General features: G+C 74.0%; 10 protein-coding genes and 1 pseudogene. 3 read left to right on the top strand and 8 right to left on the bottom strand.

The genetic code is table 11. The features are described from left to right. Window positions 1-109 precede the first annotated feature (109 nt). Window positions 110-430: a hypothetical protein gene (locus RM555_RS26850; RefSeq protein WP_311414346.1), complete on the top strand. Its 321-nt coding sequence runs from the start codon at window positions 110-112 to the stop codon at window positions 428-430. A 219-nt stretch (window positions 431-649) separates the two neighbouring features. Here the strand turns inward: RM555_RS26850 and RM555_RS26845 are convergent, their stop codons facing one another. The 3 genes and pseudogenes from RM555_RS26845 to RM555_RS26835 all read right to left on the bottom strand — a co-directional run. Further along, window positions 650-1912, bottom strand: coding sequence for an acetyl-CoA C-acetyltransferase (locus RM555_RS26845; RefSeq protein ID WP_132233460.1), 1263 nt, complete (start codon window positions 1910-1912; stop codon window positions 650-652). A 221-nt stretch (window positions 1913-2133) separates the two neighbouring features. After that, on the bottom strand, window positions 2134-2937 hold the full coding sequence (locus RM555_RS26840) for an SGNH/GDSL hydrolase family protein (protein ID WP_311414348.1): 804 nt from the start codon (window positions 2935-2937) through the stop codon (window positions 2134-2136). After that, window positions 2926-3986: pseudogene (locus RM555_RS26835) on the bottom strand (SGNH/GDSL hydrolase family protein); the annotation flags it as partial. The gene RM555_RS26840 and the pseudogene RM555_RS26835, both read right to left, overlap by 12 nt. A 146-nt stretch (window positions 3987-4132) precedes the next feature. Here RM555_RS26835 and RM555_RS26830 point away from each other — a divergent pair. Further along, a complete protein-coding gene (locus RM555_RS26830; RefSeq protein ID WP_101414212.1) occupies window positions 4133-4489 on the top strand; it encodes a YkvA family protein in 357 nt (118 codons plus the stop codon). 77 nt (window positions 4490-4566) lie between these two features. Then, on the top strand, window positions 4567-5937 hold the full coding sequence (locus tag RM555_RS26825; RefSeq protein ID WP_132233468.1) for a cystathionine beta-synthase: 1371 nt from the start codon (window positions 4567-4569) through the stop codon (window positions 5935-5937). Between the two features lie 52 nt (window positions 5938-5989). Here RM555_RS26825 and RM555_RS26820 read toward each other — a convergent pair whose 3' ends face one another. The 5 genes from RM555_RS26820 to RM555_RS26800 form a co-directional block, all read right to left on the bottom strand. Then, entirely contained in the window at window positions 5990-6499 is a 510-nt protein-coding gene (locus RM555_RS26820; protein ID WP_311414345.1) for a GNAT family N-acetyltransferase, read from the bottom strand. Further along, window positions 6496-7425: a ribonuclease Z gene (locus RM555_RS26815; RefSeq protein WP_311414344.1), complete on the bottom strand. Its 930-nt coding sequence runs from the start codon at window positions 7423-7425 to the stop codon at window positions 6496-6498. Before RM555_RS26815 ends, RM555_RS26820 begins: the two co-directional genes overlap by 4 nt. Window positions 7426-7775: 350 nt before the next feature. Then, window positions 7776-8960 (bottom strand): osmoprotectant NAGGN system M42 family peptidase, encoded by a 1185-nt coding sequence (locus RM555_RS26810; protein WP_311414343.1) that lies wholly within the window; start codon window positions 8958-8960, stop codon window positions 7776-7778. Beyond that, window positions 8957-10771 (bottom strand): N-acetylglutaminylglutamine synthetase, encoded by a 1815-nt coding sequence (gene ngg, locus RM555_RS26805; RefSeq protein ID WP_311414342.1) that lies wholly within the window; start codon window positions 10769-10771, stop codon window positions 8957-8959. The genes RM555_RS26810 and ngg overlap by 4 nt, the downstream gene beginning before the upstream one ends. Then, complete coding sequence (locus RM555_RS26800; RefSeq protein ID WP_311414341.1) at window positions 10768-12558, bottom strand: N-acetylglutaminylglutamine amidotransferase; 1791 nt, start codon at window positions 12556-12558, stop codon at window positions 10768-10770. Before RM555_RS26800 ends, ngg begins: the two co-directional genes overlap by 4 nt. Between the last annotated feature and the right edge of the window lie 85 nt (window positions 12559-12643).

The following is a 12643-nucleotide window of genomic DNA, read 5'->3' as shown; positions in this document are numbered from 1 at the left end:
GGGCAGGGCAGGGCAGAGCCGGGCAGAGCGGGGTTAGGGCAGGGCGGGGTTAGGGCGGGGCCGGGGTGCGGGGAGGGGAGGGGGGTCGGGGAGTTCGTAGACTTCGGGTGTGGGTGGTGGGGAGTTGGAGCGGGCGGTGGAGTTGTTGGTGCGCCAGGTCGGGCACTGGCAGCAGCCCCGCTGGGCGGCCACGGCAGCAGGCGGCAACGTGTCCCGCGCCGACCTCGTGCACCGGCTGGTGCAGGAGATCGCCAACCTGGCCGCCGACGTCGAGGGCGGACCCCGGCGGACGGTGCCCCGGCTCGACAACGACCTGGCGCTGCCCGACCAGCTCCGGGTGGTGGCCGCCGACCTGGTCGCCGCCGCCCCGCCGCCGGAGGTGCTGGCGCGGGCCGCCGCCGAGGTGACGGCGACCCGCGACGCTCTCTAGGGCTGACGGCGACCCGCGACGCTCTCTAGGGCTGATGGGGATCCGCGACACTCTCCAGCGCTGGCGGCGACCCGCAACACTCACTAGGAGTGACGGCGACCCGCGACACCCTCCAGGGGTGACGGCGACCCACCGTTCGCCCGGGCTCCGACCGGTCGGCGAGGGCCGCTCGGGACGACCCCGGCGCCCGGCCGGGCAGCCCGTGGTGGCGCCGTCCGCTCAGCTCAGGCGCTCGACGACCATGGCCATGCCCTGGCCACCGCCCACGCACATGGTCTCCAGGCCGATCGTCTTGTCGTGCCAGTCCAGGGCGTTGAGCAGGGTGCCGGTGATCCGGGCGCCGGTCATGCCGAACGGGTGCCCGACGGCGATCGCGCCACCGGCGACGTTCAGCTTCTCCAGCGGGATGCCGAGCTGGCGGTACGAGGGGATCACCTGCGCGGCGAACGCCTCGTTGATCTCCACCAGGTCGACGTCGTCGATGGTCATCCCGGCCCGCTTGAGCGCCTGCCGGGTGGCCTCGACCGGGCCGAGGCCCATGATCTCCGGCGAGAGGGCGGTCACGCCGGTGGAGACGATCCGGGCCAGCGGCGTGATGCCGAGGTCCCTGGCCCGCTGGGCGCTCATGATCACCACGGCGGCGGCGCCGTCGTTCAGCGGGCAGCAGTTGCCGGCGGTGATGCGGCCGTCCGGGCGGAACACCGGCTTCAGCCCGGAGACGCCCTCCAGGGTGACCCCGGCGCGCGGGCCGTCGTCGGTGCCGACCACCGTGCCGTCCGGCGTGGTGACCGGGGTGATCTCCCGGGCCCAGAAGCCGTCGGCGATGGCCTTCTCGGCGAGATTCTGGCTGCGTACGCCGAACTCGTCCATGTCGGCGCGGGTGACGTCGTACACCTGGGCCAGGTTCTCGGCGGTCTGCCCCATGGTCAGGTAGATGTCCGGCAGCTCGCCGGCCTCGCGCGGGTCGGTCCAGACCGGGGCCCCGCCCTGGGCGCGGGCCTTGGAACGCTCGGCCGCGGCGGCGAAGCGCGGGTTCTCCCAGCCGCCGCCGACCAGCGCCTGCGCCTCCTTCGGCAGCCCGTCGGAGTTGCCGCGGGCGTACCGGGAGACGGTCTCCACGCCGGCGGAGACGAACACGTCGCCCTCGCCGGCCCGGATCGCGTGCATCGCCATCCGGGTGGTCTGCAGCGACGACGCACAGTAGCGGGTGAGCGTCGCGCCGGGCAGGGTGTCCAGGCCCATCAGGGTGGCGACCACCCGGGCCATGTTGAAGCCCTGCTCGCCGCCGGGCAGACCGCACCCCAGGTAGAGGTCGTCGATCTCGGTCGGGTCGAGCTGGGGAACCTTGTCCAGGGCGGCCCGCACGATGGTCGCGGCGAGGTCGTCCGGGCGGACGTCGCGCAGGGAACCCTTGTGCGCCCGGCCGATGGGGGAGCGGGCGGTGGCGACGATGACGGCGTCGCGGGACGACTCAGTCGGCATGAACCAACGTTAACCCGTCGGTAACTTCGGGCGGAAGCTGCCCGCCGGCCGGGAAATGTCACGCCCGGCGGGACAGCGGGGACGGCCGGCGGTCAGTGCCGGTGGGACAGCGGGGACGGCCGGCGGTCAGTGCCGGGAGCCGGCCACGGTGCCCGGCCGGGACGGCGGGTGGATCAGCGCCGGCAAGCGGGCACCGCGTCCGGGCGGGGGCGGCCGGCGGGTCACTGCCGGGAGGCGACCGCCGCGGCGGCGGCGACGGCCGGCAGCAGGGCGTGCGCCCAGACCCGGTAGCCGTCGGCGGACGGGTGGTAGCCGTCGTGGCACAGCGTCCCGGCGTCGGCCCGGAACACGGCGCCGGTCTCGGTGGCCAGGTCGACCACCGTGCCGCCGGCATCGAGCACCGCCGCCGCCTGTGCGCGGGCCACCCGCCGCCCCGACCAGCCGACCACGTTGCGCAGCGGCGGCGCGATGGCGCGTACGGCGCCCAGGTCGGGGCACGTGCCGACGACCACCTCCACCCGGGCCTCGCGGAGCCGGTGCACGGCCGCCCCGAGGTAGGCGGCGGCCTCCACCGGGCGACGCAGGGTGGTGGCGTCGTTGGCCCCGATCAGGATCACCGCCACGTCGGGGCGCTCGCCGAGCAGCGCCCGGGCCACCTGGGTGGCCAGGTCGGTCGAGCGTGAGCCGGAGACGCCGACGCTGGACAGGTGCACCCGGCGACCGGTCGGACCCTCGGCGAGCAGGTTGGCCAGCTGCCCGCCGATGGTCTCGTCGAGGCGGCCGACCCCGACGCCGAGGGCGGACGAGTCGCCGAGCAGCACCAGGCGCAGCGGCGGCGCGTCGGCCCGCCCGACCGTGGCGCGCAGGGCGAGCGCCAGCTCCGGCTGGGCGTACCGGCGGTGCCGGGCGGCGAAGGCCTGACCGGCGAGGACGGCGGCGCCGCCGACCGTGCCGGCGATGAGGCTGAGCGTCGCCGCCCGGCCCAGTCGATTGGCGAGCCCCGAGGGGATGAAGCGCTCGCTCATGCCAGTCCCTCCAGTGTGGGTGAGTCGGCGGCGGGGCTGGGCTGCGGCGCCGCGCCGACACCGAAGAAGGCTCGTCGGCGCAGTTGCGCCCACCGGCCGGCGGGGCCACGCTCGCGCCCCCTGACCCGGGTGCCGCTGACCTCGGTGCCCGCGTGGCGGGCCGCCTCCTGCGCGGCCTGCGGCAGCGAGCGCACGCCCTCGTCCCGGACGAGGGTCGGGCGGCGTTCCTGCCCCGCGCCGAGCGCGGACAGCACGGTCGGCAGCAGGGCGGCGGCAGCCATCGCGTAGCCCTCCGCCGAGGGGTGGAAACGGTCCCAGGCGAACATCCGGGTCGGCTCCGCCGTGAACCGGGGACCGAGCAGGTCGCCGAGGGAGACCGTCCAGCCGCCGGCCTCGACCACGGCCACCGTCTGGGCGGCGGCGAGCTGCCGGCTCCAGTGCCTGGCCAGCCACCGCAGCGGCGGCTGGATCGGCCGGATCGCGCCCAGGTCGGGGCAGGTGCCGACGACCACCTCGCAACCGGCCGCGCGCAGCGTGCGGACCGCGTCGACCAGGTAGCGCACGGCCAGGGCGAACGGTGCGCGGTTGGTCACGTCGTTGCCGCCGATCAGGATCACCGCGACGTCGGGCCGGCACTCCAGCGCCGCCTCCACCTGGTGCCGCAGCACCGCCGAGATCGCGCCCACCACGGCGAAGCGGTGCAGCCGGACGGGGCGTTGCAGGCGGCGGGACAGCCCGGTGGCGAGCAGGGCGCCGGGCGTCTCCCGGCGGCGGTGCACGCCGTAGCCGGCGGCCGACGAGTCGCCGAGCACGACGACGGTGACCGGCGGGCCGGGCAGCTTCGCGCCGTAGACGCCGTCGCAGCGCGGCGGGGGCGCCTCGGCCATCGGGATCGTGCGCCGGGCCTGCCGGGCCTGCCCGAGGAGCACGCCTCCGGTCGCCACCACGGCCGCGGCGGTGGCGCCCGTGCCGATCGCCGCGAGGCGGGCGACCTGCCGGGCGCGCTGCCAGCGCGGAACAACCGGGACGACGGAACCAGCGACCCCCATACAGCGACATTATCGCGCCGGCACGACACACCGCTGTCGTCGTGACGGCTCGCGGGTGCCTGGAAGGCGACGGTCCTGGGTACCTGTACGGGTGACCGGGACGGTTGCGCGGGCACGCCATCCTGGCACGTGGAGAGGGGCCGAACATGGGGAAGACTTTGAAGCGCACCGCGGCGTTCAGCGCGCTGGCCCGGGCACTCGCGGCCGGGTCGCGGGGCGGGCCGTCGCTCGGGGCACGGCTGGGCGCGTTGCCGCGGATGATCCGGGCCACCACCCGGGGGGAGTACGACGGCGGCCTGCGGCTGGCCCTGATGACCGCGGCGACGGCGTACATCGTCTCGCCGGTCGACCTGCTTCCCGAGATTCCGCTGGCGATCTTCGGGCTGGCCGACGACGCGGTCATGGTGACCTGGCTGGCCGGCAGCGTGCTGGCCGAGACCGAGCGGTTCCTGGAGTGGGAGGCCCGGCGCAGCTCGGTGATCCCCGGACACGTGGCGTCCTGAACCCACGTACCCTGGGGCGTCGAGAAGACGTCTGCCCGGCCGCCGCCGGCGGCGCCGGAGGAGAAGGGCACAACGAGGTGCGGTACTACGACAACGTCGTCGAGCTGATCGGCAACACCCCGCTGGTACGGCTGCGCAACGTCACGGCCGGGATCCAGGCCACCGTGCTGGCGAAGGTGGAGTACCTCAACCCGGGCGGCTCGGTGAAGGACCGGATCGCGCTGCGGATGGTGGAGGACGCCGAGAAGGCGGGCATCCTCCAGCCGGGCGGCACGATCGTCGAGCCGACCAGCGGAAACACCGGCGTCGGGCTGGCGCTGGTGGCGCAACTGCGGGGCTACAGGTGCGTCTTCGTCTGCCCCGACAAGGTCAGCCAGGACAAGCAGGACGTGCTGCGCGCGTACGGCGCGGAGGTGGTGGTCTGCCCGACCGCCGTCGCGCCGGAGGACCCGCGCTCCTACTACAACGTCTCCGACCGGCTGGCCCGGGAGATCCCCGGCGCGTGGAAGCCCAACCAGTACAGCAACCCGGCCAACCCGCGCTCGCACTACGAGACCACCGGCCCCGAGCTGTGGGAGCAGACCGGGGGCGAGCTCACCCACTTCGTGGCGGGCGTCGGCACCGGCGGCACCATCTCCGGCATCGGGCGCTACCTGAAGGAGGCGTCGGAGGGGCGGGTCAAGGTCGTCGGCGCCGACCCGGAGGGTTCCGTCTACTCCGGCGGCACCGGCCGGCCGTACCTGGTCGAGGGCGTCGGCGAGGACTTCTGGCCGGAGACGTACGACCGGGGCGTCGCCGACGAGATCATCGAGGTCTCCGACAAGGCGTCCTTCGAGATGACCCGGCGGTTGGCGCGCGAGGAGGGGCTGCTGGTCGGCGGCTCCTGCGGGATGGCCGTCGTGGCCGCCCTGGAGGTGGCCCGCAAGGCCGGCCCGGACGACGTGGTCGTGGTGCTGCTGCCGGACAGCGGCAAGGGCTACCTGTCCAAGATCTTCAACGACACGTGGATGGCCCGGTACGGCTTCCTGGACAACTCGGGCACCGAGCCGACGGTCGCCGACGCGCTCGCCGGCAAGCCGGGCGGCCTGCCCGAGCTGGTGCACGTGCACCCGACCGAGACGGTCCGCGACGCGATCGACTACATGCGCGAGTACGGCGTCTCGCAGCTCCCGGTGCTCAAGGCCGAGCCCCCGGTGGTGACCGGCGAGGTGGCCGGCTCGATCGCCGAGAAGGACCTGCTGGACGCGCTCTTCACCGGCCAGGCGCACCTGCACGACACCATCGAGCGGCACATGGCCGAGCCGCTGCCGATGATCGGCGGCGGGCAGCCGGTGAGCGAGGCGGTCGGCCTGCTGGAGAAGTCCGACGCCGCCCTGGTGCTGGTCGACGGCAAGCCGAAGGGCGTCCTCACCCGCCAGGACCTGCTGGCCCACCTCGGCGCGCGCTGACGTGTTAGGAAGGGCCCCTTGTTAACGCATAGCGTTAACAAGGGGCCCTTCCTTACACCTGGCGGGCGTAGCGGAGCTGGGGGGTGAGCAGCCCGCCGATGTGCTCGTCGCGTTCGGTGCCGGTGGGGGTCCAGCCGCCGCGCTCGTAGAAGCGCCGGGCGTGCGCGTTGTCCCGCAGCACCCAGAGCACCGCGCGGGACCAGCCGCGGGCGCGCATGGCGTCCAGGGCATCGACCATCAGGGTGCGCCCGGTGCCCCGGCCGCGTTCGGCGGGCTCGAGGTGGATGGCGTTGAGCAGGCCGGTCACCGGGTCGCCCTCGTCGTCCGGGCCGAGATAGCTGAAGCCGACCAGCCGGCCGGCGCGCTCGGCCACCGTCATCCGGTGCTCGTCCCGCTCCCACGTCCACCGCTCGGTCCAGTACGCGCCCATCGCCTCGGGCGTCGGGTCGGCCAGCGCCCGCGCCGGCAGGAAGGACGCGTAGGCGGCGACCCGGGAACGCTGGTGCAGCGCGCCCACCGCCATCAGGTCGTCGACGGTGGCGGGGCGCAGGGTGACCGTCACCCGGCCGAGGCTACCCGTCGGGGCGGGACCTGCACGGTCGTCAGGTCCTCGGCGATCACCAGGTCGCCGTCGAAGTGCGCGCGGGCCTCGTCGGCGAAGCGGGCCGGGTCGGCGTACCGCTGGGAGAAGTGGGTGAGCACGAGCCGGCGTACGCCCGACTCGGCCGCCACCCGCGCGGCCTGGCCCGCCGTGAGGTGGCCGACCTCGGCGGCCAGCGCGGCCTCCGAGTCGAGGAACGTCGACTCGATGACCAGCAGGTCGGCGTGCTCGGCGAGGGCGTACACCCCGTCGCAGAGGCCGGTGTCCATGACGAAGGCGAACCGCTGCCCGGGCCGGGGCACGCTCACCTCCTCGCGGGTGACGCGGCGCCCGTCGACGTCGAGGTGGCCGACGCGGATCAGCTCCCCGACCGCCGGCCCGGCGATGCCGTACGCGGCCAGCCGCTCCGGCAGCATCCGGCAGCCGTCCGGCTCGACGAGCCGGTAGCCGTACGTCTCGATGGGGTGCCGCAGCCGGCGGGCCTCCAGCGTGCCGACGCCCAGCGCGATCCGCTGCCCGTCGGCCTCGATGGGCTCGACGCGCAGCTCGGCGGTCTCGTGGAAGCTGGCGGCGTGCCGCAGCCGCGCGAAGTATTCGGCGCCGCCGGCCGGGAAGTGCACCGCCACCGGGTGCGGCACCCGGTCGAGGGAGAGCCGCTGGATGGTGCCGGGCAGGCCGAGGCAGTGGTCGCCGTGGAAGTGGGTGACGCAGATCCGGGTCAGGTCGGTGGCGGTGACCGTGGTGTGCAGGAGCTGCCGCTGGCTGCCCTCGCCCGGGTCGAAGAGGATCACCTCGCCGTCCCAGCGCAGCACGTAGCCGTTGTGGTTGCGCTGCCGGGTGGGGGTCTGGCTGGCCGTGCCGAGCACCACCAGCTCGCGCATCGACACGGTGACCTCCGGCTGCGTCGGCCACCCGGCCTGCGGAAAAGGGTCGACCCCCGGGGCTTCCGTGCTCGCGCACGGGCCGGCTGGACTGGGCCGGCACCCCGGGGGTCGGGTGGCTGTCGTGGTTTCGCCGCACCGCTGCCACACGGTCTCGACGATTGGTGCTGTGTTGCCCGCCTCGCGGCGGACGGTTTCACTGTCGAGGACAGCGGCTAGCGGACAGCCACCTCACGAGTCCGATTGCTATACAAGTCTGGACCACCTCCTTTCCCGTGTACCGCCACGCTATCCAGCCCGCGCGCCGCCGGCAACGGATTTCGATCACACGGCGCCGGGGAATGGCGGGCCGGCGGTCAGGTGTTCTCGGCGATGCCGATCGGGCCCTCGCGGGGGCCCTCCTCGCTGGCCGGCTGCACGGCCAGCGACGGGAAGTCGGCCAGGTCGCCCTCCGGCTCGGCGTCCCACTCGGGGAAGACCAGGTCGCTCTGGAGGTAGAGGCAGAGCAGCTGGGTGAGCTGGCGCAGGCCCTCCAGGTGGGTGCGTTCGTGCCCGTGGGTGGCGTCCACGCCGAAGCCGAGCAGCGCCACCCGGGCGTGCGCGCCGGCCTCCACCGCCGCCGCCACGTCCGAGCGGTAGTACTCGAAGACGTCCCGGACCAGGTCCACCCCGTGCTCGGCGGCGATCGAGGCCAGGTTGCGGGTCAGGTGGTAGTCGAACGGGCCCACGCCGTCGCCCATGGCCAGCGTGGCCGCGTCCTCGCGGGACTGCTGGCCGGGCGCCACCACCGCCGCGTCGACGGAGACGATCTCCGCCACGTCGGGGTCGAGCCCGTGCGACGCCCCGTGCCCGATCTCCTCGGTCACGGTGACCAGCAGGTGCGCGGTGACCGCCGGGCGTACGCCGGCGTCGACCATCGCCTTGAGCGCGGTGAGGACCGCCGCCACGCCGGCCTTGTCGTCCAGGTGCCGGGACTTGACGTACCCGCTGGGGGCGATCGTCGGGTTCGGCAGGAACGCCACGAAGTCGCCCGCGTCGATGCCGAGGGCGCGCAGCCCGGCGATGTCCTCGACCGGCTCGTCGACCCGGACCTCGACGTGCTGCCAGCCGACGCCCTGGAGGTCCACGTCGTCGTTGTAGCGATGGCCGCTGGCCTTCAGCGGCAGCACCTGGCCGGTGATCACCCGCTCCAGGTCGTCGGTGAAGATCCGCACGTGCGCGCCCTCGGCGAACCGGGCGCTGTGCGTACCGATCGTCTTCAGCTCCAGCCGGCCGTTCTCCTTCAGCCGCTTCACCATGCCGCCGATGGTGTCGGTGTGCACCACGATCGCCCGGTCCGCGCCCGTCGAGCGGGGGCCGGGCAGGCAGGCGCTGAGCGCGCCGCGCCGGGTCAGCGTGGAGGGGATGCCGAGCGCGGAGAGCCGCTCGCCGACGTACTGCTGCACGTGGTCCGTACGCCCCGACGGGCTCGGGATCTCCAGCAGCTCCACCAGCACCTGGCGCAGGTAGTCCAGGTCGATCTCCAGGGGCCTCGGGCTCACGCGGCACCTCCCGGACCGGCCGGGGTCCAGAGCCGCTGCGGCGCCCGGGTGCCGGGGAAGAGCAGGTCCACGAAGCGCTCGGCGGTCGGCTGCGGCTCGTGGTTGGCCAGGCCGGGCCGCTCGTTGGCCTCGATGAACACGTGCTCCGGGCGGTCCGGGGCACCGACCAGCAGGTCCAGCCCGGTGACCGGGATGTCCAGGGCCCGGCTGGCCGCCACGCACGCCTCGGCGATCGCCGGGTGCAGCTCGGCGGTGACGTCGTGGATGGTGCCGCCGGTGTGCAGGTTCGCGGTCCGGCGTACGGCCAGCACCTGCCCCTCGGGCAGCACGTCGTGCAGCTCGTGGCCGGCCTCGGCGAGCACGTCGCGGGTCATGTCGTCGAGCGGGATGCGGGACTCGCCACCGGTGGCGGCGGCCCGGCGGCGGCTCTGCCGCTCGATCAGCTCGGCGATGTCGTGCACCCCGTCGCCGGTGATCGAGGCGGGGCGCCGGACCGCGGCGGCCACCACCTCGTGGTCGATGACGACGACGCGCAGGTCCTCGCCGGCGCGCATCTCCTCGATCAGCACGTCCGGGCAGAACCGGGCGGCCAGCTCGACGGCGGCGGCCAGCGCCTCGGGGGTCCGTACGCCCACCGTGATGCCGTTGCCCTGCTCGCCGCGCGCCGGCTTGACCACCACCCGGCCAACCTCGGCGAGGAAGGCGGTGTCGCGGTCGTCGCCGGTGGCGGTCCGGCCGCGCGGCACGGAGAGCCCCGCCTCGGTGAGGATCCGGCGGGTGACCCGCTTGTCGTCGCAGCGGCTCATCGCCACCGCCGAGGTCAGCTCCGACAGCGACTCGCGGGTCAGCACGGTCCGCCCGCCGCTGCTCAGCCGCAGCTCACCCCAGGCGGGGTCGGTGACCTCCACCCGGATGCCGCGCCGCATCGCCTCGTCGGCGACGATCCTGGCGTACGGGTTGAGCTGGTCGTACCCTTCGGGCATGGCGGGCAGGAAGAGCCGTTCGTTGATCGGGTTCTTCCGCTTCACGCAGAGCGTCGCCGTGCGGTAGAAGCCGAGCCGCTCGTAGAGCCGGATCGCCCCGCCGTTCTCGGCGAGCACGGACAGGTCCACGTACGCCCGGCCCCGCTCGACCAGCCGGGCGGCCAGCGCGGTGATCAGCGCCTGGCCGGTGCCCGGCGGCGCGGTGTTGAAGTCGACGGTGAGGCACCACAGGCTGGCGCCGTTCTCCGGGTCGTCGAAGACCGCGACGTGGTCGACGCCGGTGATGGTGCCGACGACCTCGCCGGTGGCGTCCTCGGCGACCAGGTGCAGGAACCGGTCGGTACGCGCGTTGGCGACGAGCACGTCGACCCCGGCGGTGACCATGCCGTTGCGAGCGTAGATCCGGTTCACGGCGTCCGCGTCGGCGGCGTCGGCCAGCGGGCGGATGGTCAGCCCCGGCACGTCGCCGTCGCCGGTCGGACGGTCACCGTCGAGCGGCAGCCGGTAGGTCAGCGACGGGTCGATGAACAGCTCGTCGGGCAGCCGGGACACCAGCACGTGCGGGTCGCGCAGGTAGATGCAGATGTCCCGGGAGCCGGCGGCCTCGGAGCGCAGCACGGCGGCGACGGCGGCCTGGTCGGCGAAGGTCTGCCCGAAGACGAGCCGCCCCCAGCCGCAGTCCAGCACCACGTCGGTGTGGCCCTCCCGGGTCGGCGGCTCCGCCGGCTCCGGCGCCATCGGATCGCCGCCGGGGCCCACCCGCTCCCGTCGCCGGCTGTTGCGCGACCGGTCGGTCCGGGCCGCGCCGGTCGCCAGGGTGTCGGTCACGGTGAGTCGATTCCGTGGCTCTGGAGCCACATTTCCAGGAGTCCGAGTTGCCACAGCTTGTTTCCGTTCAACGGGGTCAGTTCGGCGTTCGGGTCGGCAAGCAGGGCGTCGACGTAGTCGGCGCGGAACAGGTCGCGGCGGCGGGCCTCGGGCGCGGAGAGCGCGTCGCGTACCCGGTCGAGGAGCTTGCCCTCCAGGTGGGTGAGGCCCGGCACCGGGAAGTAGCCCTTCGGCCGGTCGATGACCTCGTGCGGCAGTACCCGGCGGCCGATCTCCTTGAGCACGCCCTTGCCGCCCTGCGCCAGCTTCAGCTCCGGCGGGCAGCTCGCGGCGAGCTCGACGAACTCGTGGTCGAGGAACGGCACGCGGGCCTCCAGCCCGTGCGCCATCGTCATGTTGTCCACCCGCTTGACCGGGTCGTCGGTCAGCATGACCTGGGTGTCGATGCGCAGGCCGGCGTCGACGGCGGTCTCGGCGCCGGCCCGGCCGAGGTGCGCGGCCACGAACTCCCGCGCCGGGTCGCCGTCGGTCAGCCAGGCCGGGTTCAGCACCCGGGCCAGCCCGGCCGCGTCCCGGTCGAAGAAGGCCCCGGCGTACGTGTCGAGCGCCCGGTCCCGGCCGACCTTCGCCAGCGGCGGGTACCAGTGGTAGCCGCCGAGGATCTCGTCCGCGCCCTGGCCGGACTGGACGACCTTGACGTGCTGCGACACCACCTCGCTGAGCAGGTAGAACGCCACGCAGTCGTGGCTGACCATCGGCTCGGACATCGCGGCGACGGCCGCCTCCAGCGGCGGCACCAGGTCGGCGGCGGCCACCCGGATCTGGTGGTGGTCGGTGTCGAACGTCTTCGCGACGAGGTCGGAGTAGCGGAACTCGTCGCCCTCCCGGCCGCCGACCGCGTCGAAGCCGATGGAGAAGGTGGACAGCCCGCGCTGGCCCTCCCCGGCGAGCAGGGCGACCACCAGGCTGGAGTCCAGCCCGCCGGAGAGCAGCACGCCCACCGGCACGTCGGCCACCATCCGTCGGCGTACGGCGGTGGTCAGCGACTCCAGCAGGGCGTCCTGCCAGTCCTTCTCGGACCAGCCGGCCCGCTCGGCGGAGCGGGTGAAGGCCGGGTCCCAGTAGACCCGCTCGGAGGTGCGGCCGTCCGCCTCGTAGACCCGTACGGTCGCCGGGGGCAGCTTGGTGACGCCGCGCAGGATGGTGCGCGGCGGCGGCACGATGCTGTGGAAGCTCAGGTAGTGCGCGAGCGCGACCGGGTCGATGCCGGTGTCGACGCCGCCCCCGGCCAGCAGCGCGGGCAGGGTGCTGGCGAAGCGCACCGCGCCGGGCGTCTCGGCCAGGTAGAGCGGCTTGATGCCGAGCCGGTCCCGGGCCAGCACCAGCCGGCCGGTGTCCCGCTCGCTGATCGCCACGGCGAACATGCCGATCAGGTGGTCGACGAAGTCGAGCCCCCACTCGGCGTACGCCTTGAGCACGACCTCGCTGTCGCCGGAGGAGAAGAACCGGTGGCCCTTGGCCTGGAGTTCCTCGCGCAGCTCGCGGTAGTTGTAGATGCACCCGTTGAAGACGCCGGTCAGTCCCGCACCGGGGTCGACCAGCGGTTGCCCGCTCGCGGCGGAGAGGTCGATGATCTTCAAACGGCGGTGTCCGAGGGCCGTCGGGCCCTGGGCCCAGACGCCGCTGTCGTCGGGCCCCCGGTCGCTCATCGTGGCCGCCATGCGCTCCACCGCCGCTACGTCGGCGCGTGAGCCGTCACGGCGGAACTCTCCCGCAAGTCCGCACATGCCAGGCAATGCTGCCAGAGGGCGGCGAGGATTGCCCGTTGAGCTGATAACAGTTTCTTGAAGTTTTGCTACACTACGCGATTCC

The sequence above is a fragment of the Micromonospora reichwaldensis genome, from assembly GCF_031845925.1.
GTDB lineage: Bacteria > Actinomycetota > Actinomycetes > Mycobacteriales > Micromonosporaceae > Micromonospora > Micromonospora reichwaldensis.
The sequence above is the reverse complement of the archived record's forward strand: the minus strand, read 5'-3'. Positions and strand labels throughout refer to the sequence as shown.

Bases quoted from the DNA above. Each gene is read 5' to 3' on its own strand.
- RM555_RS26845 (WP_132233460.1), bottom strand. From the start codon at position 1,912: ATGCCGACTGAGTCGTCCCGCGACGCCGTCATCGTCGCCACCGCCCGC.
- RM555_RS26840 (WP_311414348.1), bottom strand. From the start codon at position 2,937: ATGAGCGAGCGCTTCATCCCCTCGGGGCTCGCCAATCGACTGGGCCGG.
- RM555_RS26830 (WP_101414212.1), top strand. From the start codon at position 4,133: ATGGGGAAGACTTTGAAGCGCACCGCGGCGTTCAGCGCGCTGGCCCGG.
- RM555_RS26800 (WP_311414341.1), bottom strand. From the start codon at position 12,558: ATGTGCGGACTTGCGGGAGAGTTCCGCCGTGACGGCTCACGCGCCGAC.